The following is a 21,981-nucleotide window of genomic DNA, read 5'->3' on the forward strand; positions in this document are numbered from 1 at the left end:
CATATGGTTCACCTCGTTCTGAGAGCCTACTCTAAGCGTAGGGCTTGAGAGTGAGGCGGACCATATAATTAGCCCCATTGTTTTTTTGTGTCCCACCTCCAAAAAATCCCTTTTCAGTGGTCAAATTATGAGACCTTGGTCAGACCTCAACTTTCATTCCTCAACTATAAAAAATAACGCTTATGTATGTAATTCTACGCGACATAGCACATAAGTTATTATTGCCGTTTGTTTTTATTCAAAAGCGATTGGCGACGGCTGACAATTATCAAGCCCCCCATCATAACCGGTTCAAATTTCAGCGATTTACAGTGTGAATTTCATCCAAAAATAATAGAGAATCACAAGGATAGGAATTAGTTGAACCCACTTTTATTTGGTAAAGCCATGCTATTGTTCAGCGTTTCTGCCCAATAAAAATAACTGACAAGGAAGTCACCGATGATCCACATTACTTTTGTTCGTCATGGACGTTCACAAGCGGATGATTTACGCGTTCACGAAGGGCGCTTTGATAGTCCGCTCACCGAAGTAGGGATTCAACAAGCCGAAAATCGCGCGAAACAATTTGCCGAAGAAGGGCGAAAGTACGATGCGATTTTAAGTAGCTCAATGCAGCGTGCACGTCATGTTGGAGAGATATTTTCTACACACCTAAATGTCCCTATGACCACACATGATGAATTGATGGAGCGTGATAACGGCCCTTTGCAAGGGCTACCTTTTAGCGAATCTCAACACAAATACCCTATGGCTGATTTCGTCAACCCGTACCAACCTTGCGTTGTCTCTGCCAATGAAGGGGAAAGCGGTGTGGGACTTTTTGCACGTGCTAGCCTTGCTCTTCAGTCCATCATAAGAAGAGGCCGTGGTCGTTACTTGGTGGTCTCCCACGGCCGTTTTATGAGCGCCATGTTCAATGTAATTTGCGGCAACCAACCTAGAGCGAATGAAGCTGGAGTTCAATTCGCATTTCACGATTTAGGCTACTTCGATACTACCTACCGACCTGATCTTGATGTTTGGGTCATTCAATCTGTAAGGTGATGCCGTTATGCCAACACAACCAAAACTCTTTACTGAACGACTCATTCTGCGACCTTTTCAGCATGAAGATAGTGAACGCGTCGCTTTACTCGCAGGTGAAAAAGTCATCGCAGATATGACCGCGAACATTCCACATCCTTATGGGCTGTCTATGGCGAAAACATGGATTGAAGGACATGAGCCAATGTACAACGAGCGCAGAGGTGTCGTCTACGCGATTACCTTGCGTGAGTCAGGAGAGTTATTAGGGGCCGTGAGCATAACGAGAATTGAGGATGGTTATGGTACTTTAGGATATTGGCTAGGTGTCCCTTACTGGGGGAAGGGTTACGCGTTTGAAGCTACGAACGCCCTAATCGAGTTCGCACGTGTCGACTTTGAGTTAGCCGGAATTAAGGTACTGCACTTAGTAGAAAACCACCGTTCCAAATCGGTGATAAACAAACTCAATGTACCTTATGTCGAAAACACTTGGGTTGGCCCTAAAGGGGCTGAGCGTGAAGTTTGTGTCTATCAAAAAACGTTCGTTTGAAGGACAAAAAAGCCAGCGATGATGCTGGCTTTTCTCTATCTTAGTCTTGAGCGACTTTCACGCGGATTTTGCTTTTCGCGACGCTAGAAAGGTTTAGCGCTTCTAGTGCAGCAATTGCTTCTGCTTCATCTGGAATGATCACAAAGCCAAACCCTTTCGATAGACCCGTTTCTTGATCAAGAACCAGAGTACAAAGTTCTACTTTGCCGTGCGCTGAGAATAATGTGCGCATATCTTGCTCGGTCGTTTCACGAGCCAAGTTTCTTACTAAAAGTTTCATAATGAACCTAGTTGGTTTAATAACCGTACGATTCTCTCAGGTTCTTCCAAGCAAACCAAGCGAATAATATTGTACTAACGACTAGATCATTCTAAGTACATCTGATTAAATGATTTTTCGTTCATTTTTCACCCAAAGGAGAATCGATATGGAAACGAAACGTCTTAAGTTAGTCCCTGCTTGTTTGGAACGTGCAGAAGAAGCACATCAAGCGGTTGTGCGCAGCCAGAAGACGCTCGAAACGTACCTTCCTTGGGTGCCACATGTGCTCACACTAGAAGCCATGATTGAGGGAACAGAAAAAGCCATCGCCAACTTTGAAAACTTCGAAGAGGAACTGCGTTACTTCATCATTGAGAAAGAAAGCGACCGCTTAATTGGCGCCGTTGGCTTGATGATTAGAGACCAAGAAGTACCAGCATTTGAGATTGGCTACTGGTTAGATGATATCGCTGTTGGTAACGGCTACATTTCCGAGGCGGTGTTAGAATTAGAGCGCTACGCGTTTGAAGATCTTGGTGCGAGGCGCATTGCTATTACGGCAGATTCAACCAACCTAAAAAGCCGCGCCGTCGCAGAGCGTTGTGGCTATGATTTTGAAGGCGAGTTGAGACACGACCGCCTGTCTACCTCAGGGGAATTGAGCAACACTGTAGTTTACTCAAAAATCCGCAACTAAACGGTTTGTTATCAAGCTGCCTGTTATTAAACTTTTTTCTATTGAATACAACGCCATAAGAATAAGCCTCACGAAGAGGCTTATTCTTATTTAACCGGTTTTTAATACGCTGCTTAGGCGCTAATTATAGAGCACGAATGCGCACAATTTCGTCTTGCTCAATCCCCAAAGATTCAAGGAATTTTTGGTGCTCAGCAGGCTCCATCTCTTCAAATTTCTGGTGCCATGTCACCATGTCGTTTTCAGAGAAACCCGCAGCTTGCATGATTTGTACCCAACGTTCTTTAGTCACAATATTATCCTCTATCAGTTGTGGTTCTTGTAATAGCACCACGATCGCTTTTTGCTGCGATCGTAGGTTTTGAATCTCGCGTTCGAGCTCACTGAAATGGTCTTTCAAGATCTCCGCTTGAGATTTGCCTTTCTGTGCCAACAAAGTGCGTATGCTGGAAATCGGTAACCCATAAGAACGATAAGACGAGATGGTTTTTAAACGCTGCATCTCTTTTTCTCCATACCAGCGATAACCGTTTTCTGAGCGATGTGCAGGCGCTAGCAAGCCTTCACGCTCATAGTAAAGAATCGTAGTACGAGAGAGTCCACACTCTCTGGCCAGTTGGGTTACGGTTAGCATAGTGGCTCCTTTTGTCGGTACAGACATAGCATCAGCCCTACACTGATAGACGGGTCAACACGTTTTTTACTATACCTCAGAAATTCTCTAATTGAGGTGTTAGTAGTCATTCAAATCACCATCGACCATCAACCATAGAGTAAGCACAAAAAAGCCCGCGACGAACGCGGGCTTTGTTTTCACTTGAGAATGATTAGTCTAGTTCAACCAACTTCTTCTGGTACTCTTTGTGTTGCTCTAGTACGTCTTGCGCAGCACCGCCAGTCATTTTGCTCACAACCACGATAGCGATAGTAGAGAAGATGATGCCCGGTACGATTTCGTACACATCGAACCAACCGCCTGTTAGCTGTTTCCAAACCACGATAGTCACACCACCGATTAGGATACCTGCTAGTGCGCCGTTACGGTTCATACCGCTCCAATAAAGGCTAAGTACAACTGCCGGACCAAACGCAGCACCAAAGCCTGCCCAAGCGTAAGATACAAGACCTAGAACAGAGCTATCTGGCGTCATTGCTAGGAATAGCGCGATAAGAGAAATCACGATAACGCCTACACGGCCAATCATTACCACTTCTTCAGACGTTGCATCTGGCTTAATCACTTGCTTGTAGAAGTCTTCAGCAAGAGCTGATGAAGATACTAGAAGCTGTGAATCTGCAGTACTCATTACCGCCGCAAGAATTGCCGCCAGTAGGATACCTGCAATGACTGGGTGGAATACCGTATTCACCAATAGCATGAAGATTTTCTCACCCTCATCCAGTTGGGTACCAGGGTGACCTGTTACCCACACTAGACCAACAAGACCCACAAGCATTGCACCCGCCATAGACAGCGCAGTCCAACCCACAGCGATACGACGCGCTGTTGTTAGGTCTTTGTTTGAACGAGAAGCTTTAAAACGCGCTAGGATATGTGGCTGACCAAAGTAGCCTAGGCCCCAAGCCGCTAGCGAGATGATCGCGATAGCCGATAGAGGTTCACCTTTCACATCGTTCCATAGCGTTAATAGCTCTGGGTTGATGTTGTGCATGTCAGTCGCTAGTTGACCTAGGCCGCCGTCCATTACAGCAACAGGCACAATCATCAGTGCCGCCGCCATCAATAGACCTTGTACTAAATCCGTCCAAGATACCGCCAGGAAGCCACCAAATAGCGTGTACGAAACTACACACACGGTACCGATGATAACGGCAATGCTGTAATCCAAGCCGAATACGGTTTCAAACAGTTTACCCCCTGCAACCAAGCCTGAGCTGGTGTAGAAAAGGAAGAATAAAAGAATGAAGAACGCAGAGATTGTCTGAATCAGTTTCGACTTATCGTTGAAGCGACGCGACAGGAACTCAGGCAGCGTTAGTGAATCGGTTTGAATACTATACGTACGTAGACGCTTCGCATTGATCAACCAGTTTGCCCACGTACCCAGTAGCAGACCACCCGCTAGCCAGAACGCTTCGATACCTGCTGCATACGCATACCCCGGAAGACCCAGCAGCAACCACCCACTCATGTCTGATGCGCCCGCAGAGAGTGCCGCTGGCCATGGACCAAGGCTACGACCACCTAGGAAGTAGTCAGATGAATTGGAAGTCCTCTTATACGCGTAAACGCCAATGGCAACCATAATTAGTAAATACGCCACAAAAGTGGTCGTGATAGCAAAGCTATTTTCTATCATTTGATAGTCCTCGTTATAATTATTTCCTTCCTTGTTTCTTCGGGTATTTTGCCGTCTCAGCAATACACCAGAACAAGAGATACCAACCCGAGTAAGCTCTCAGGCTCTTTTATTCAGATTGGTATCACAAGTCAGGTTAGTGGGAGTCGCTTCCCAACTCGAGTAGAGTCGCGTTACCGCCCACTGCTGTAATATTTATCGTTCGAGTACGCTCAGTAATGAAGCGCAACGACAGATGAGGATCATGAGTCAATGTCGGTGACTCTAAATCCGTTTCAGAAACTAAACCGACGATGGCACCGTCACGCTTAGCCAGTTGCAGGTTAAGCGCATGCTCAACCTGTGAATGCCCAACATAACCAACACTACGTACGTCGCTGTCTAACAGCGGGGAAGACGCGTCGTACGCAACCACTTGGATTAAGTTAGATGGGAAGTTTGCTGACGTTACAGCCTGCTTAACCATCTGATTAAGTTCTGTATTGTCACTACAAATCACCACGCTGTTGCCCGCAATCAGGGCACAGGTGATCATTGCAAAAGTGCTGTACAGTGCGTTCTCAGTATTCGCTAGGTTGTTTTCACAAACGACCAAAGCCACACCACGCCCCGCCGCGTACAGCTCGTTAGTTTCGCCCGTAGGGCCAACTAACTGATGAGTTTCTGCTAACAGAGCTGACGCTTGTTGCAAGTGGTAAGACACCACTTTGCCAGCCACGCTATGCTGCTCTTCTATCGCAGATTTAAATGCCAGCAAATGCTCACATTTGTAATCAAAATCGGTCAGATTCCACTGCTCCCAAGCAGAGAATGCATCTTTAAAATACGTGATCTGATGAACCATAATGCGACTCCTTACGCCTTCTCTGCTTGAACAAGATGTTGTTTAGTGAAGCGGTATAGGTAGTGAGGACCACCCGCCTTCGGACCTGTACCAGACAAACCTTGACCACCAAATGGCTGAACGCCAACGACTGCACCAACCTGATCGCGGTTGATGTAGCAGTTACCCACGCGAGCGTGTTTTTCAATCCAACGGTAAGTGGTTTCATTACGGCTGTGGATGCCCATTGTGAGGCCAAAACCGGTTTGGTTGATTTGCTCAACCACGTTTGGCAACTCAGACGCTTTAAAGCGAACAATGTGCAAGATAGGGCCGAATTGCTCTTCTTTCAGAACATCAATGCCCGAGATTTCGAACGCACTTGGCGACACAAAATCACCGTGCTGGCACGTTTCATCCAATTGCAATTGAGCAACTTTGGTTTGTGTGCTTGTCATGTGCTCTAGGTGAGCAAGGAGTTTATTTTTTGCATTGCTGTCGATAACCGGCCCTACATCCGTTTTGTGTAGGTAAGGAATACCAACATGCAGCTCATTCATTGCACCTTGGATAAGGTTGATGATGCGGTCCGCAACGTCTTCTTGAACGAACAGAACACGCAGAGCAGAACAACGTTGGCCTGCAGAAGCGAAAGCGGAACGAATCACGTCACGCACAACTTGTTCTGGTAGTGCCGTACTATCCACAATCATGGCGTTTTGACCGCCAGTTTCAGCGATAAACGGGACTGGCTTCGCGCTGCGCTCGGCAAGCGTCACGTTGATGCGTTGCGCCGTTGCCGTCGAACCAGTAAATGCTACACCTGCAATCGCATCATGAGACGTTAGTGCATGACCAATTTCACCACCACGACCCGGCAATAGCTGAATCACGCCCGCTGGGAAGCCGGCTTCTAACATCAATTCGATCGCACGCGCCGCAACTAAGCTAGTTTGCTCAGCGGGCTTAGCCACAACTGTGTTACCTGCAACCAATGCCGCGGTGATTTGACCAAGGAAAATCGCTAATGGGAAGTTCCATGGGCTGATACAAACGAATACGCCCAAACCTTCGCGGCTAGACATGCGTTTCACGCCATCAAAACCTTCCAACTCGAACGGCTGGAGGTTTTGCGCTTGCTTCGCGTAGTAACGACAGAAGTCGACCGCTTCACGCACTTCATCAATACTATCGTGAATCGTCTTACCCGCTTCTTGGTGACAAATCGCCACCAGCTCAGCCAAGTTTTCTTCCATCAGATCCGCAAGCTTATCTAGGCACGCCGCTTTTTGTTCAATTGCGGTGCCTTTCCACTCTGGGAATGCAGCATCAGCCGCTTCGATTGCAGCGGAAACATGATCAAGGCTTGCCAAAGCCACCTGACCCACTTCAATACGACGATCGTAAGGGGCAGCAATGATCTCTGCGGAGTTTTCCTTGATCATGCTTTCGGCATGTTTCACGCCGTTGATGATCGGACCCGCAGTCCACTTCTGATTCAGGAAACTTTCAACCTGCGCTTCAAACGGCTTCGCTTCGCTGTCGATATCAACGTTCACACCGTATGAGTTTTTACGTTTTGGGAAGATGCCAGTTGGCATTGGGATTTGACCGTTGTGTAGCGTCTCAAAAGAGGTCAGCACATCAACAGGGTGATGCGTCAGCTCTGAAATTGGACAACGTGCATCGACCAAACGGTGCACAAATGAACTGTTCGCGCCGTTTTCTAGTAAGCGACGAACCAAGTAAGGCAGTAGGTCCGCATGGCTACCGACTGGCGCGTAAATACGTACTGGCTGACCATAAGTGTCCATCACATGGTTATAAAGCGAATCGCCCATACCATGCAGACGCTGGAATTCGTAATCTTTGTGCTCTGCCATCACAGCAATTGCAGTAACAGTGTGCGCGTTGTGACTAGCAAACTGCGGGAAGATATTACCGCGCACGCCTTCACTTAGTAGGAAGCGTGCACACGCGAGGTAAGCAACATCCGTCGCTTCTTTGCGCGTGTAAACAGGGTAATTCTCGTAACCCGCTTGTTGCGACCACTTAATTTCGCTGTCCCAGTACGCGCCTTTCACGAGACGCAGTGGGATAAAATCGCCCTGCTCTTTCGCTAAACCGTTCAACCATGCCAATACTGGCAGCGCACGTTTCGAGTAGGCTTGAACCACAAGACCAAACTTGCCCCAGCCTTTGAGTAGATCGCTACGGTACAGTTTTTCGAACAGCTTCAGTGACAGCTCAAGGCGGTCTGCTTCTTCTGCATCAATCGTGATGGCAACATCCACTTCGATAGCGCGCTTAAGCAGTTGCGTCAGCGTATCGTAAAGCTCAGTCATCACGCGTTCTTCATTCGCTACTTCGTAACGTGGGTGAAGTGCTGAAAGCTTGATAGAAACAGAAGGCGCAGGACTCGTGTCACTGCCATACGTTTCTCGACCTACGGCTTCAATCGCCATTAGGTAGTCTTTGAAGTACTTACTTGCGTCTGCCGTGGTTAGCGCCGCTTCACCCAACATATCGAATGAGTAAGTGAAACCTTTGTCGCGCATTGGCCGACCGTTCTTTTGTGCTTCTTCAATCGTACGACCACGTACAAACTGGTGACCCATGATCTTCATTGCCTGATACATGGCTTTACGAATCACAGGTTCAGAGAATTTGTTCACCAGACGGTTTACAGCCTGACTTGGGCTCTGGGTTTCTTGGTCACCAATGCCAATCACTTTACCTGTCAGCATCAACCCCCAAGTTGAAGCGTTAACGAAGACAGAATCTGAACTCTTAAGGTGAGATTTCCAATCCGCAACACTTAACTTGTCTTTAATCAGTGCATCGGCCGTCGCTGAATCCGGAATACGCATCAACGCTTCTGCAAGACACATCAACAAGATGCCTTCTTGAGTATCTAGGCTGTATTCCAACAACAGCGCATCAATCATCTGAATTGACTTCTTATCGGCACGAATGGCTTCGATAAGCTGAGTTGTTTGGGTCGTGATTGCCGACTTTTCTTCCGCTGTCGGCGTTGCTAGTGGCAATAATTGCTCTAGCCATTGAGACTCGTCCACCATGTACAATGGCGAGATCAGTGACCACAACTTATCAAGCGGTTGCTCGATAAATTCCGGTGTTAACACGTTTGTTGCAGTAAACATGCGTTTTCCTCAATCTCTCTCCTCGAAAACCGCTTCGAGGATCATCAATGGCTGGCAGTGTATTTTGAGCCCGAGAAGAATACTTGTCAAAAACTCCGAGCTTTTTGCTAAAAAATCGCTTTTATAACAAAACACCTACATAGTCACACGCAATTAGATAATATATTGTGTTGTAAAAATTAATTTTTGCATGTCATTTACAACAAAAGTAGAGAGGTTTTGGGCAATTTTTATTTGAATAAGAAGGATTTAGATTGTGATTTTGTGAGGAATGGGCAAAAACACTGAAAATTTAAAGGGGAATTACGCAAAAAAGTTCGACTTTCCTGTGCAAAATACAGACGTAAAAAAGCCGCGACCAATGCGCGGCGTTCTATCAATAAGCAACAAGACGAACAAAAAGAAAGATATTTTATTAACTCTGTTTCTTATACTGCGAAGGTGACAAACCTTGTAAACGAGTAAAAGTATGCGTGAAAGTACTTTGGCTAGAAAAACCTGTGAATTCGGCTATCTGGCCAAGAGTAAGGTGGCCTTGCTCAATCAAATCACGCGCCATATCAATACGTTTACCTAGCACGTACTGATGCGGCGTTATACCCATTTGCTCTTTAAATAAGCTGTGGAACTGGCTTTCGCCCAAGAACACACTACCTGCCAACTGCGCAACGCTGATTTTATGGCTCAAATGCTGTTCGATGTAACGATCTATCGCATCCAAATCGAATCGTGAATCTTTTTTTGATGTTTCAAATGAAGAGATATGGCGTTGCATCAACGCAATCACAGTATCGTTACAAGCGCGACTAAGCAGCAAATCATCAGGATGATTACGCATCTCCTGTACCAACATCTGAATCAGCTTTTGGATTTGACCATCCAGTTGGAAGTAAAGATGAGAGCGCTCTAGATTATTGATTTTCTGTAGCATCTCAGGGTCATCATTAGCAGGCTTTGGCATGTTGAGTACCAAAATGTCTGATTGATGAATCACGCCGCCGAAAGCATGATCAGAAGACGCCGTTACGATGCAACCTTGTCCCGGGCCAACTAAATTACCCTGTCCACGAACTTCAAATTCCGCTTGGCCTTTCAAACCGATCACGATCTGCGTGTAAGCATGATCATGGCAATCCATATAAGACGGAAGCGTGATCAACTCTGCTGGTTTAGGCAGCGCGATCTCTTTATACAGCGGGGCTTTCGGGTTATTTGAATCACTCATTTAAAACAGTCGTCTTTCACGGTCGGCTTACACCTTGGCATCATATACCTTCTCGGTGGGGTTGCAAATCTTCCCCAACTCAATCGCACAAGATCAAACCAACACGATCAAGGCACTCTACATGATCATAGTTCCGGAACGATGATCATGTAAGAGTAACTTACGGTCAATGTGCAACCAATTTTTTTTAACAAAAACGGATAGATAGTCAAAATTACTAAAGTTGAGACAGCTCGACTCAAAAGATCTTTGCGGTTGAAGTGCACACCAATGTAAGTCAAGAGGTCAAATTACGATCAAAAGCGCATGAATTAACCAGAAAACAGCAACATAGAGGGAATTCCCCCCTTACCAATTTACGCTCAATTCAATACATTAGACCTCGAGCTCTAGGATGCATACGACCCTGAGTTCACCGGTATCTACTTGATACCTCTAACTTACTTAGCAGACCCTCGCTATGTAATTTAGAACCTCTTCTACACGTCGACAAGATTATATCTTGTGTTGCCAGCCCGTCTTCAGGCTGGCCTTTTTTTTGCTCTACGCCAATGAAAACAATGGCATAAGCTGATATTATATGGGCCACCTCACCGTATCCTGAGCTTAATCATCACGCTGAGCTAACTTGATCTATCTTCTCTCTTTTCCAGTTTGTCTGGCGCAATTCCTGAAAGCATGATCAAGGAACGATTTCGTAAGAGAAATTTCAGGATAATCGAAGTGAGAACACTGACCTGCAATAAAGCAGGCGATACGTAGCAGTAGTGAGCCCTCTTGTGAATATTCCAGTCAATACCATAGAACAGTCGCTCCTCCGACAGCTACCGGGTTGTTGGGGATGCAAAGATAAAGCGTCAGTATTCCGATATGTGAATCAGGAATACGCAGAATTGATAGGCTACGATTCACCTGAAGCCTGTATTGGAAAGACAGACTTTGAAATGGCGAGCCCAACCATTGAGTGTGCAAAAGAGTTTCAAGAGCAAGATAAGCATGTTATTGAGACTGGCGAGTCACTGAAGATCCTCGATATCCACCCCTATCCTGATGGTCATTGGCGAGCGCATATCTTTACTAAAACGCCGTGGCGAGATGACGATGGCAACATCATTGGCACCATCTTTTATGGGCGTGAACTGACTGATACCGCCGTCATCGAAGTAGGCTATTGGGTTTGCCGAGCCATTGGTGGAAACCCGAGCAAAAAATCAATCTTCCGCTTCTCTAACCTGAAACCCGAACCCGAAAAGCTAACCTGCCGCGAACAAGAAACCTTATTCCTATTGCTGTATGGAAAAAAACCGCAATTCATCTCTCAGGTCATGGGTATTTCCACTAAAACAGTAGAGGGGCATGTTGCTCGTCTACGTACGAAGTTTGAAGCCAACAGCAAGAATGAGTTGATCGACAAAGCGATGGAAGCTGGTTACGGCTCCATTGTGCCAAAGACCCTACTTAAACATCAGCTCTCTGTGGTGCTTAACGGCGAACGCTGATTCTTAATAAACAAAAACACCGCCAAATTGGGCGGTGTTTTTTTATTCTTTGTTTTCGCGTGATTATGGCGCAAGACGATCAATATCCCACGTCCCTTCTTGATTAGAAAATAAGAAACGGTCATGCAAGCGGTGCTCGCCACCTTGCCAAAACTCGATACTTTGTGGTTTCACACGGAAGCCACCCCAGAAGGTTGGCATTGGGATTTCCCCTTTGGCGAATTTCTGTTTCAGCTCTAGGAATTTGCCTTCCAACACGCCTCGAGCGGAAATACGGCTACTCTGTTTACTGGCGATCGCAGCAAGTTGGCTCTCTTTCGGGCGAGAAGTGAAATATTTCATGTTCTCCATCGGTGACAGCTTCTCTGCAACACCCGTAATATGGACCTGACGCTCAAGCGGATGCCAAGGGAAATGTAGGCTGATATTGCTATTGTGCCCAAGCTGCTGTGCTTTGCGGCTGCCTAAGTTGGTGTAAAACACAAAACCATCTTTATCGACACTTTTCAGTAGTACGATACGTTGAAATGGCATGCCATTCTCATCAACCGTGGCAACGGTCATTGCAGTAGGGTCGGTCAAGCCAGCTTCTACCGCTTGCGCCAACCACAAATTAAACTGATCGACAGGATCTGCTTTTAAATCTTTACGACGCAGGCCACCTTTTGTGTACTCACGACGAATATCAGCAAGTTCCATCTTCACTCCTTCACTCGTTTTTTCCGATTGTGCGCCCGATGATACTCAATTTCAAGGACAGCAAACGATAACTCTGATTGCGATTTGTGTTGTGTCACGTTGTCGCTGCGGCTCACAGCATCGTTAAATGCCTTTTGATAACATGGCGTTAAAAACGAGTGAGCCAACCGTGAACCTACTCAACCCCAAAGCTCTGCGCCATTTTTTGCTGGTGTTGCTCGCCATCGGTATGGTCGGGCTAATATCGACTCATAAGTACGCAACCCAGCATCAACATGATCAATGGCAAAAAAAACTTCAAACCCAAGCCACGCAAGTTGCTCAGGAGATCGATTATGAGTTGGCTAAGTTTGAACAAATCCCCAATCTACTCAGCCACGATCCAAGATTGCTCGACGCTATAAAAATCGGAAAACCGTCTGATGCACTTAACCGTTTGTTGGCGGAATGGCTCACACAAAGCTTGGCCGATACCATCTATGTCCACGACAAAACGGGCTTAGTAATCGCATCAAGTAATTACCAGCAAGACGACAGTTTTGTGGGCTCTAACTTTGCCTTTCGCCCTTATTTTCAGAACGCGCTCAATGGCGAGAAAGCCCAATACGTTGGATTAGGCGTTCGCTCTAATAAGCGGGGCTATTTCTTCTCATCTCCGCTTTGGGTTGATGACAAAGTCGCGGGAGTGATTACGGTTAAAGTCAACTTAGAACAACTTGAACAAAGGTTGGTTCAAGACGATGGAGATTTACTCGTCACAGGCGTGCATGACGTCGTTTTCATGAGTAATCTACCGGATTGGCGTTATCGCGCATTGTTTCCACTTTCCGAAGCAGCAAAACATGAACTCAGTCAAACCCAACAATACGGCCACTCCCTACCAGAATATCGTGGTGAGTTAACCGGAAAAAGTGGTGCGACGCAGTTTAAAAACAATCAACTTCTACTCTCTCCAAACTATCTAGCATACGCGACCCAGTTGTTTGAAAAAGGCTTTCGTGTTGTAGCACTGATCAGCCAGCAAGAAGTACTCACCGCCGTTCTTCAAGCCGATGTCATTTATCTGCTGTTGTATGCCTTGGTTGGTTTAATTGCTTTGGCTTGGTTCCAAATGCTGGTCAACAAAGCACGCCTCGCGAATGTGAACGCGAACTTGGAAGAAAAAGTCTCGGAAAGAACGTTGGTCCTCAGCCAAGCCAACCACAAATTGCAGCAAACCGTGCATCAATATGAGAAGAGTCAGCAAGAACTCAAGCAAACTCAACAAGAGTTGACGCAAGCCGCCAAACTCGCACTGCTTGGGGAGCTGTCCGCCAGCATCAATCACGAAATTAACCAGCCGCTTGCCGCGCTGCGAACCTACACCGAAAACTCACAACGTTTGATGGCAAAGGAGCGTTACCCTATGGTGGCAAGCAATTTGGATAAGATGCTGTCACTCAACAACACGATTGCCGAAGTCATTGCTCGTTTAAAAGTCTTTACACGCAAAACCGACAGCAACCAACACAGCGAAGTCGCCATCCTGCATGATGCTGTACACAACGCCACGCGAATTTTGAGTAACAAGCTGATCAAGCAAGGCGTAACATTAAAAGTGCCAACTATCGAATATAACGTGAGGTTAGCGATTCACAGCGTTGAGCTTGAGCAAGTGCTGATTAACCTCTTTCATAATGCGGCGCAAGCCATGGATAGCTACTGCATTGATCCACAAATTTCGATTGCCGTGCAATGCGAAGAAACTCACTGCGATATTTTAGTTTCCGACAACGGCCCAGGCATGTCCGAGAGTGCCTTAGCAAAAGTCTTCGACCCATTCTTCACTACCAAGCCCGAGGGATTGGGCTTAGGATTAACCATTTCAAAACGTATTTTAGAGAGCTACCAAGGTGCTTTGAGCGCTTACCAACACCTAGACGCTCAAACACAAAAAGTAAACAGCATGACTTTTGTTATCACGGTTCCACTCGCTACAACACCGTCCTTAGGGGAAAACACCTATGCATAATCCCGTTTTCTTTGTCGATGATGAACCACATATTCGCGATGCTGTATCACAAGCGCTTTTAATTGAAGATATCGAAGTAACCTGTTTTCCCAATGCAGTCGAAGCACTACGCGTTATCGACCCGCACACACCAGCCTTGATCATTACCGATATCCATATGCCAGTGATGAACGGCTTAGAGTTTATGCGCACGCTGCTGAGCAAAAACAATCACTTTCAGTTTATTGTTCTCACTGGCCACGGTGATGTAAAAACAGCGGTAGAGGCGATGAAAAGTGGCGCATATGACTTTCTCGAAAAGCCATTCTCGACAGAGCAACTGTTAAAATCACTGAATAACGCCAGTGACAAACTGACTCTATTGCAAGAAAACGTCTGGTTGAAAAAAGAGCTCGATATGCAAACGCACGTGGGGCCAAAAATGATTGGTCATAGCCAAGTTATGGTCGATATTCGTCGAACTTTAATCAGCGCCTCACTCCACCAGCCACTGATCTTTTTTGGCGAAGATGGCACAGGACGAAGGCTCGCTGCGCAATTTGCCCACGATATTCATGCCACGTCAGACAGTGAAATGATCGTCGCGTCTTGTGAAGATTTGTATGAATTAAGCTCGGATGCGTTCGACAAAGCGATTTATCATTTGTCACAAGGGAGACCACATTGCAGTTTGTATCTTCACAGTGCCGAACACATCTCATTACCACAATGGCAATGCCTGTTTAAGCACCCAAGCTTACAACGCGTGTTTGGGGCCGCAAACAAAGTAGTGCAAGGAGTCGAGACATTGGCTAAGTTGATTCGCATGCCGAGCTTGGACGAGCGCAAAGAAGACATAGGCCCGCTGTATAAACATTTTGTTCGCCATGCTGCCAGTCGTTATCAGTTGCAACCACCACAAATCAGTTTGGCAGAAGTAAAACGAATAACAGAACTGGCTTGGCCAGAAAACATCAAACAATTGAGGCAGTTTGCGGAATTGCGCGCCCTCAAACCAGATGCGTTTCGCATGGAAGACTGGAACAGTGAAAAGAGCATTGAAATCCAAAGTATGACTCAACGCACAGAACACTTTGAATATTGCTTATTGTTCGATGCACTACAACGACATAGAGGCAGACTCAAAGAGGTTCAACTAGAATTACAGGTGTCGCGAAAAACCTTGTATGACAAACTAAAACGACATCAGTTGGATAAAACAAAGTTCAAGGCACTGTAAAAGAGGGACCATCTACCCCTTTCACACATTTTTATTAACCGAGCATGCTGACATGGTCGGTTAATAATAATAAGATCAAAAAGATAAACCGTCTTTATAAAACAAGGAATGTGATGAGCCGAGACAACTACAACAAGCTAAGCAACGACGAGTTGGATTTTGTTGACGATAAAACCGCTGCTTTGCTCCTGAACACGCCGAGTAGTGCCCGCCTTATGTTGTGGGTTATGGTGTTGTTTTTTGTTGCTGCTATTGGCTGGGCATCTTGGGCGCAAATCGACAAGGTGACGGTTGGTCAAGGCAAAGTCATTCCTTCTTCTCAAATCCAAGTGGTACAAAACCTTGAAGGCGGCTTGGTCAAAGAGATCTTAGTAAAAGAAGGCGAGCAAGTAGAGAAAGGCCAGCAGCTGTTGCTGATTGACGACACGCGATTTCGCTCAGACTTTCGAGAACGTGAACAACAAGTAGCGAACTTAACGGCTTCGGTGTTGCAGCTTTCAGCCTCCATCAGCAGTGTAGAAGTGAACCGTGATTTTGAAGACAAAGACTGGGAACAAAGTGTCTTACTCGATTACGGTAAATTGACGTTCCCACCGACACTTGAAGAGAACCAACCTCGCCTCACCCAACGCCAAAAAGCAGAGTACCGCGAAGATCTCGACAACTTACGCAACCAGTTGTCAGTTATCGATCAGCAAGTTAAGCAGAAACAACAAGATTTGGTTGAAATTAGGGCTCGAGTTAACAACTTGCGCCAAAGCTACCGATTCGCGAAGAAAGAGCTAGACATCACGAAGCCACTGGCAGACGAAGGTGTCGTACCTCGTATTGAGCTACTCAAACTTCAACGCCAAGTAAACGATACTCGCCGTGAGATGACCTCTAGCGAACTGAAAATTCCAGTGCTTCGTTCTGCGATACGAGAATCCATGCTTAACCGTATTGATGTGGCATTGAAATTCCGCTCTGAACAACAAGAAAAGCTCAATAGTACTCAAGACCAACTGTCCGCACTCGTAGAATCCGCGGTAGGCCTAGAAGACCGAGTAAACCGCACCGTGGTGGTTTCTCCAGTAACCGGCACCATCAAAACTCTCAACGTGAACACCGTTGGTGGTGTTATTCAGCCAGGTATGGACATTGTTGAAATCGTTCCAACCGAAGACACTTTATTGGTCGAAGCAAAGATTGCCCCAAAAGACATCGCTTTCTTGCGTCCAGACCTTCACGCCATCGTGAAGTTTACCGCGTATGATTTCACCAAATATGGCGGTCTAGAAGGTGAACTAGAACACATCAGTGCGGACACCACACAAGATGAAGAAGGCAACAGCTTCTACATTGTTCGAGTCCGTACCGATAAAACCAATTTTGGACAGGATGCTGACTTACCAATCATTCCCGGTATGACAGCATCGGTCGATATCATCACAGGGAAACGAACCGTTTTGGAATACTTGCTTAAGCCGATTTTGAGCGCCAAAACCAACGCACTGAAGGAGTAAGTATCTGCAAGGTACAAATAATGTGTTCTTAAGTGACGACAAGTGGTTAAATAAAAAGCACTTTTCTCACCCACGAACGCATTTCAAAGGTACACTTGTGATGTGAGTCGAATATGCCACCCAAATTGAAGCGTAAAGTTACATTATTAATCAGCATCAGTTGTTTTTCGTTCCAAATTGGGGCGCTCAACAGCAAGGAACAGCGATGGGTCGATACGGTCACTTCAGTTTATGGTGAGCGGGCAGGAATGCGCGTGAAAACATGGCGGGAAAACATCGACTTTTTTAAAACACTGGAGACTCATGAGAAGCTTGCAGGCGTTAACGACTTTTTCAACCAACTTTACTTCGTTGACGACATCAAACTTTGGGGAAAGAAAGACTACTGGGCAACACCGCTCGAATTTTTGGGCAGTAATGCGGGCGATTGTGAAGATTTCACTATTGCTAAGTACTTCTCACTGCTGGAGCTAGGCATACCCGATTCTAAGATGCGCTTGATCTATGTTAAAGCCATCGAACTGGATCAATTCCACATGGTATTGGCCTACTACCCGACCCCAAGCTCTGAGCCGCTCATTCTCGACAATATCAACCCAGACATTGTTCGAGCCTCCAAACGTAGCGACTTGCTACCGATTTACAGTTTTAATGGTTCAAACCTATGGCTAATGAAGTCTTCTGCTGGCACTGGAGAGTTAGCAGGAAAAGCCTCACGTTTGAGTCTTTGGAATGACTTACGCTCGCGCGAACGTAAGTTGCAGTTAAAGAAACCTAAAATTAACTATGACGAGTGAAAAACATGACCCTATATAAGAAGCTTGTAGTGGGAATGGTTACGGTCTTTTTACTTTTGATGGCATCAGTATTCGTAATCCAGTTCAACACTACTCGAGACAGCTTAGAGCAGCAGCAACGTTCAGAGGTCAACAACACCATTAACACCGTTGGTTTAGCATTGGCACCGTATCTAAAAGATAAAGATAAGGTGGCAGTCGAGTCCGTGATTAATGCGTTGTTTGACGGCAGTACTTATTCTGTCGTACGTCTCACCGCGTTAGATTCGGATTACCAGATCGTGCGCTCGTACCCAGTAAAGCCAAGCCATGTCCCGCAGTGGTTTATCGACCTGAATCTATTTAAAGCGATTCACGATAAACGCGTCGTAACCAGTGGTTGGATGCAACTGGCTGAAGTAGAAATCATCAGCCACCCAGGTGCTGCTTACGAACAGTTGTGGCAAGGCTTTATTCGCCTGCTATCGGCATTTGGCGTTATCTTCCTAGCGGGTTTAGTCGCGATTTCCTACATCCTACGTCGCTCACTCAAACCTTTAGCAGCCATCGTTAAGAAAATGCACGAAATCGCCAACAACCAATTTGGTGACCCGCTTGCTCGTCCAAAGACCAAAGACCTCATTGCAGTCGTAGACGGCATCAATATGATGTCGGCTCAGATTGAACTGTCATTCAAAGAACAAGCGAAAGAAGCGCAGCGTCTACGTGCACAAGCTTACCTAGATCCGATCTCCAAACTGGGTAACCGCTCGTTCTACATCAACCAAGTTGACCAATGGTTGGCAGAACAAACGCAAGGGGGTATCGCGCTACTCCATGCAGAGTACATTGGTGACATCTACGAAACGAAAGACTACCAACGCGCTGATGCACACGTGAAAGAGTTGTCTCAACGTCTTAAAAACACCATCGATGTACCAGGAGCAACCATTGCTCGTCTATCAAGCGACGAATTCGGTCTGTTATTCCCACACATGGATGAAAGCGAACTTCGCATCCTAGCGGATAGCATCGTCAACTGTGTGAATGGTCTGAACACAGACCCAACAGGTCTTGCTAAACCAAAAGCTTCGCTCGGCGTGGCACACAGTAAAGATCAGAAAACACGCTCAGAAGTGCTTTCCATGGTGGATAACGCACTATCGAAAGCAAAAGCGCAACCAGACAGAGCTTACGGCTTCGTGGGTGGTGAAAACTCTTCTAACCTAATGGGTAAGCAGCAATGGAAAGCGCTGGTTGAAGAAGCGATTCACGGTGATTGGATTAAATTCCGTTTTCAATCTGCGAAAAACACATGGGGCAAGGTATTCCACAACGAGGTGTTCTCTAGTATCGAAAAAGATGGCGAGACCTTCCGTGCCAACCAATACCTGTTTGCTTTAGAGCAGCTTGATGCCACCAACATTTTCGACCAATACGTCATTGAGTCGATGATTAAAATGCTAGAAAGCGGTGAGTTGAACGAACCTGTCGCCATCAACATTGCACAAAGCAGTCTGTCGCAACCTTCGTTCATTCGTTGGACCACCAGCATGCTAGAGAAGCACTCGAAAGTTGCGCCAATGCTGCACTTTGAGGTTCCAGAAGCGTGTTTCATCGACCATCCACACCATACAGCACTACTGTGTAATGCCATTCGCCAGTCAGGTGCAGAATTCGGTGTTGATAACTATGGTCGTAACTTCCAGTCACTTGAGTACATTCAGGAGTTCCGCCCGAATTACGTAAAACTGGATTACCTGTTCACGCACAACTTGCATGACGAAAAACAGAAATTCACGCTGACTTCGATCTCGCGAACCGCTCACAACTTGGGTATCACGACGATTGCATCACGTGTAGAAACGCAGATTCAGTTGGACTTCCTCACCGAGCACTTCGTCGAGGTCTTCCAAGGTTTCATCGTCGACAAGGAATAAAGAAAAGGTATACCAAGGATGAAAGACCCTTTACTGAACTCGCTGATTTACGTTAGCCGTTATTACGGTTTAGCCAACTCTCCGGAAGCGCTAATTAATGGGCTTCCACTCTCTGAGGGTAAGCTCACACCGTTTCTGCTACCGAGAGCGGCGGAAAGGGCCGGATTGGTTGCCAAGGAAAACCGTGCAGAATTAGACAAAATCTCAAGCCTAATTCTGCCGGCTATCTTACTTCTTAAAGGTGGCGACTCTTGCGTTCTCAATAGTATTAATTTGGAGACACAAGAAGCAGAGATCACTACCCTAGAAAGCGGTTTGGTGCCCATCTCCATCCCTCTAGAAGAACTACTTGCGCAGTACACTGGTCGCTACTTTTTAGTTAAAAAACAATTTCGATATGATGAGCGCTCTCCCGAAGTGCTCAAAACCAAAGAAGGCCACTGGTTCTGGTCAACCTTATGGCAGTCTAAACGCATCTACCGCGATGTACTTATCGCTTCTATCCTCATCAACATCTTCGCCATTGCCGCACCAATGTTCACTCGCTTGGTGTACGACAAAGTAGTCCCTAACCTCGCATTTGAAACTCTATGGGTGCTGGCAAGTGGTATCTTCGTAGTGTTCTTGTTCGATTTCTTGCTCAAATCACTGCGTAACTACTTTATTGATGTTGCGGGTAAGAAATCCGACATCCTGATTTCTTCAAAGCTGTTTAGCAAAGTCATGGGCATTCGAATGGAGTCCAAACCACCTTCTGTGGGTGCGTTTGCTCGCCACTTACAAGAGTTCGAATCGATTCGTGAATTCTTCACCTCTGCAACCGTGAGTGCTCTGATCGACTTACCTTTCGCGATTTTGTTCCTAGTCATCATCTGGCTGATGGCGGGCGATCTGGTTTACGTGCCAATGATTGGTGTGGTGATTCTGATGATTCACTCGGCGCTGATTCAAGGTCCACTGCGCCGCTCAATTGAGGAAGGTTCTCGCCTTGCTTCACAGAAATACGCCAACCTGATTGAAAGCCTTTCCGGCCTAGAAACCGTGAAAATGCTGAGTGCACAAAGCCAATTCCAATACCGTTGGGAAGAAGCCGTTGCACACATGGCAAACTGGAACATCAAGAGCCGTCGTATTACCGACAGCATTCAAAACGCAGCGGGCTTTGTTCAACAAAGTAGTAACGTCGGCATGATCATTCTGGGTGTTTATCTCATTTCAAACGGCGATTTGACGATGGGTGGCTTGATTGCAGCAACCATGCTAAGTGGTCGTGCAATTGGTCCAATGGTTCAGCTTTCATTGTTGTCTACACGCTACAACCAAGCGAAGTCTTCGATGACCATCATTAATCAAGTGATGGAAATGCCAGACGAGCAAGAAGAGGGTAAACGCTACATTCATCGTCCTATCGTTCAAGGTAAGATTGAGATTGACCGAGTGACCTTCCATTACCCAGATGCGCCAGTGGCATCGATTCGTGATTTAAGCCTAACGATTAATCCAGGTGAAAAAGTCGCAATCATCGGTCGTATTGGTTCAGGTAAAACCACGTTAGAACGCCTGATAATGGGCCTGTACAAGCCGACAGAGGGTCACGTGCGTATTGATGACACAGACATCGAACAACTTCACCATGTGGACGTACGACGCAATATTGGCTGTGTACCGCAAGATTCGAATCTGTTCTTCGGTTCTATTCGCGACAATATTACCCTAGGTCGTCCGCTCACCGATGACCGCGACGTATTAGACGCCGCTAACCGAGCAGGTGTCACCGCCTTTACTCAGTCGGATCCTGCGGGTCTAGAGCGTCAAGTGGGCGAAGGTGGCGGCATGTTATCTGGTGGTCAACGTCAAGCTGTGACAATTGCACGCGCGTTCTTGGGGCGTCCTCCAGTGCTCTTAATGGATGAACCAACCAGTGCAATGGATAACCGTTCAGAAATGCACATCAAACATCAGTTAGCACAGCTAAAACCGAGCGAAACGCTGATTTTGATTACTCACAAAACCTCAATGCTCGATATTGTTGATCGCGTAATAGTGATGGAAAAAGGCAGCGTGATTGCTGATGGTCCGAAAGCGCAAGTACTGAACGACTTGAAGCAAGGTAAAGTTCGCGCCGTCAGCTAATGCTAAACTGCACAAAATGAAAATCAAAGCCCCGTTGAACCCAGTGTTTCTCGGGGCTAATTATATGGTCCGCCTCACTCTCAAGCCCTACGCTTAGAGTAGGCTCTCAGAACGAGGTGAACCATATG

Annotated in this window: 17 protein-coding genes; 10 read left to right on the forward strand and 7 right to left on the reverse strand. The window is 46.4% G+C overall.

What is annotated here, in order from left to right; translation table 11 throughout:
• Positions 1–441 precede the first annotated feature (441 nt).
• Together OQJ86_RS23875 and OQJ86_RS23880 are read left to right on the forward strand one after the other, a co-directional pair.
• Positions 442–1,047 carry a histidine phosphatase family protein gene (locus OQJ86_RS23875; RefSeq protein WP_265991556.1) on the forward strand — a complete coding sequence of 202 codons (606 nt, stop codon included), beginning with the start codon at positions 442–444 and terminating at the stop codon, positions 1,045–1,047.
• A gap of 7 nt (positions 1,048–1,054) precedes the next feature.
• Positions 1,055–1,579, forward strand: a complete 525-nt coding sequence (locus OQJ86_RS23880; RefSeq protein WP_265991558.1) for a GNAT family N-acetyltransferase — start codon at positions 1,055–1,057, stop codon at positions 1,577–1,579.
• 40 nt (positions 1,580–1,619) lie between these two features.
• Here the strand turns inward: OQJ86_RS23880 and OQJ86_RS23885 are convergent, their stop codons facing one another.
• The gene (locus OQJ86_RS23885; protein WP_265991560.1) at positions 1,620–1,859 is read right to left on the reverse strand and encodes an RNA recognition motif domain-containing protein; all 240 of its coding nucleotides are present in this window, start codon (positions 1,857–1,859) and stop codon (positions 1,620–1,622) included.
• 148 nt (positions 1,860–2,007) lie between these two features.
• Here OQJ86_RS23885 and OQJ86_RS23890 point away from each other — a divergent pair, with 148 nt between their 5' ends.
• Positions 2,008–2,538, forward strand: coding sequence for a GNAT family N-acetyltransferase (locus OQJ86_RS23890; RefSeq protein ID WP_265991562.1), 531 nt, complete (start codon positions 2,008–2,010; stop codon positions 2,536–2,538).
• Positions 2,539–2,662: 124 nt separating this feature from the next.
• Here OQJ86_RS23890 and OQJ86_RS23895 read toward each other — a convergent pair whose 3' ends face one another.
• The 5 genes from OQJ86_RS23895 to OQJ86_RS23915 all read right to left on the reverse strand — a co-directional run bounded on the left by OQJ86_RS23895 (position 2,663) and on the right by OQJ86_RS23915 (position 10,071).
• Complete coding sequence (locus OQJ86_RS23895; RefSeq protein ID WP_265991564.1) at positions 2,663–3,172, reverse strand: MerR family transcriptional regulator; 510 nt, start codon at positions 3,170–3,172, stop codon at positions 2,663–2,665.
• Positions 3,173–3,365: 193 nt separating this feature from the next.
• Positions 3,366–4,859, reverse strand: a complete 1,494-nt coding sequence (gene putP / locus OQJ86_RS23900) for a sodium/proline symporter PutP (RefSeq protein WP_265991566.1) — start codon at positions 4,857–4,859, stop codon at positions 3,366–3,368.
• Between the two features lie 136 nt (positions 4,860–4,995).
• The gene (locus OQJ86_RS23905) at positions 4,996–5,703 is read right to left on the reverse strand and encodes a 1-pyrroline-5-carboxylate dehydrogenase (RefSeq protein WP_038871556.1); all 708 of its coding nucleotides are present in this window, start codon (positions 5,701–5,703) and stop codon (positions 4,996–4,998) included.
• Between the two features lie 11 nt (positions 5,704–5,714).
• Complete coding sequence (putA, locus tag OQJ86_RS23910) at positions 5,715–8,846, reverse strand: bifunctional proline dehydrogenase/L-glutamate gamma-semialdehyde dehydrogenase PutA (protein ID WP_265991568.1); 3,132 nt, start codon at positions 8,844–8,846, stop codon at positions 5,715–5,717.
• Positions 8,847–9,261: 415 nt separating this feature from the next.
• Complete coding sequence (locus OQJ86_RS23915) at positions 9,262–10,071, reverse strand: AraC family transcriptional regulator (protein ID WP_038871560.1); 810 nt, start codon at positions 10,069–10,071, stop codon at positions 9,262–9,264.
• A gap of 779 nt (positions 10,072–10,850) precedes the next feature.
• Between OQJ86_RS23915 and OQJ86_RS23920 the strand changes: the two genes are divergently transcribed.
• On the forward strand, positions 10,851–11,570 hold the full coding sequence (locus OQJ86_RS23920) for a PAS domain-containing protein (RefSeq protein WP_080774286.1): 720 nt from the start codon (positions 10,851–10,853) through the stop codon (positions 11,568–11,570).
• Positions 11,571–11,633: 63 nt separating this feature from the next.
• On the opposite strand, the gene pdxH is transcribed toward OQJ86_RS23920, so the two are convergent.
• A complete protein-coding gene (gene pdxH, locus OQJ86_RS23925) occupies positions 11,634–12,269 on the reverse strand; it encodes a pyridoxamine 5'-phosphate oxidase (RefSeq protein ID WP_038871564.1) in 636 nt (211 codons plus the stop codon).
• Between the two features lie 127 nt (positions 12,270–12,396).
• On the opposite strand from pdxH, the gene OQJ86_RS23930 reads away from it, so the two are divergent.
• The 6 genes from OQJ86_RS23930 to OQJ86_RS23955 all read left to right on the forward strand — a co-directional run bounded on the left by OQJ86_RS23930 (position 12,397) and on the right by OQJ86_RS23955 (position 21,853).
• Positions 12,397–14,280 carry a sensor histidine kinase gene (locus OQJ86_RS23930; RefSeq protein ID WP_265991573.1) on the forward strand — a complete coding sequence of 628 codons (1,884 nt, stop codon included), beginning with the start codon at positions 12,397–12,399 and terminating at the stop codon, positions 14,278–14,280.
• Positions 14,273–15,499, forward strand: a complete 1,227-nt coding sequence (locus OQJ86_RS23935; protein WP_265991575.1) for a sigma-54-dependent transcriptional regulator — start codon at positions 14,273–14,275, stop codon at positions 15,497–15,499. The genes OQJ86_RS23930 and OQJ86_RS23935 overlap by 8 nt, the downstream gene beginning before the upstream one ends.
• Before the next feature lie 113 nt (positions 15,500–15,612).
• Positions 15,613–17,004 (forward strand): HlyD family type I secretion periplasmic adaptor subunit, encoded by a 1,392-nt coding sequence (locus tag OQJ86_RS23940; RefSeq protein ID WP_038871570.1) that lies wholly within the window; start codon positions 15,613–15,615, stop codon positions 17,002–17,004.
• Positions 17,005–17,117: 113 nt separating this feature from the next.
• On the forward strand, positions 17,118–17,801 hold the full coding sequence (locus OQJ86_RS23945) for a transglutaminase-like cysteine peptidase (RefSeq protein WP_038871574.1): 684 nt from the start codon (positions 17,118–17,120) through the stop codon (positions 17,799–17,801).
• A 5-nt stretch (positions 17,802–17,806) separates the two neighbouring features.
• A complete protein-coding gene (locus OQJ86_RS23950) occupies positions 17,807–19,720 on the forward strand; it encodes a LapD/MoxY N-terminal periplasmic domain-containing protein (RefSeq protein ID WP_038871616.1) in 1,914 nt (637 codons plus the stop codon).
• A gap of 18 nt (positions 19,721–19,738) precedes the next feature.
• A complete protein-coding gene (locus OQJ86_RS23955; protein ID WP_045396534.1) occupies positions 19,739–21,853 on the forward strand; it encodes a type I secretion system permease/ATPase in 2,115 nt (704 codons plus the stop codon).
• The last annotated feature ends 128 nt before the right edge of the window (positions 21,854–21,981 follow it).

Origin of the sequence: Vibrio sp. Sgm 5 (assembly GCF_026241575.1) — a bacterium.
Lineage (GTDB): Bacteria > Pseudomonadota > Gammaproteobacteria > Enterobacterales > Vibrionaceae > Vibrio > Vibrio jasicida.

Bases quoted from the DNA above. Each gene is read 5' to 3' on its own strand.
- OQJ86_RS23895 (WP_265991564.1), bottom strand. From the start codon at position 3,172: ATGCTAACCGTAACCCAACTGGCCAGAGAGTGTGGACTCTCTCGTACT.
- OQJ86_RS23930 (WP_265991573.1), top strand. From the start codon at position 12,397: ATGCCTTTTGATAACATGGCGTTAAAAACGAGTGAGCCAACCGTGAAC.
- OQJ86_RS23875 (WP_265991556.1), top strand. From the start codon at position 442: ATGATCCACATTACTTTTGTTCGTCATGGACGTTCACAAGCGGATGAT.
- OQJ86_RS23950 (WP_038871616.1), top strand. From the start codon at position 17,807: ATGACCCTATATAAGAAGCTTGTAGTGGGAATGGTTACGGTCTTTTTA.
- OQJ86_RS23935 (WP_265991575.1), top strand. From the start codon at position 14,273: ATGCATAATCCCGTTTTCTTTGTCGATGATGAACCACATATTCGCGAT.
- pdxH (WP_038871564.1), bottom strand. From the start codon at position 12,269: ATGGAACTTGCTGATATTCGTCGTGAGTACACAAAAGGTGGCCTGCGT.
- putP (WP_265991566.1), bottom strand. From the start codon at position 4,859: ATGATAGAAAATAGCTTTGCTATCACGACCACTTTTGTGGCGTATTTA.
- OQJ86_RS23915 (WP_038871560.1), bottom strand. From the start codon at position 10,071: ATGAGTGATTCAAATAACCCGAAAGCCCCGCTGTATAAAGAGATCGCG.
- OQJ86_RS23945 (WP_038871574.1), top strand. From the start codon at position 17,118: ATGCCACCCAAATTGAAGCGTAAAGTTACATTATTAATCAGCATCAGT.
- OQJ86_RS23885 (WP_265991560.1), bottom strand. From the start codon at position 1,859: ATGAAACTTTTAGTAAGAAACTTGGCTCGTGAAACGACCGAGCAAGAT.
- OQJ86_RS23940 (WP_038871570.1), top strand. From the start codon at position 15,613: ATGAGCCGAGACAACTACAACAAGCTAAGCAACGACGAGTTGGATTTT.
- OQJ86_RS23890 (WP_265991562.1), top strand. From the start codon at position 2,008: ATGGAAACGAAACGTCTTAAGTTAGTCCCTGCTTGTTTGGAACGTGCA.
- OQJ86_RS23955 (WP_045396534.1), top strand. From the start codon at position 19,739: ATGAAAGACCCTTTACTGAACTCGCTGATTTACGTTAGCCGTTATTAC.
- OQJ86_RS23905 (WP_038871556.1), bottom strand. From the start codon at position 5,703: ATGGTTCATCAGATCACGTATTTTAAAGATGCATTCTCTGCTTGGGAG.
- OQJ86_RS23880 (WP_265991558.1), top strand. From the start codon at position 1,055: ATGCCAACACAACCAAAACTCTTTACTGAACGACTCATTCTGCGACCT.
- putA (WP_265991568.1), bottom strand. From the start codon at position 8,846: ATGTTTACTGCAACAAACGTGTTAACACCGGAATTTATCGAGCAACCG.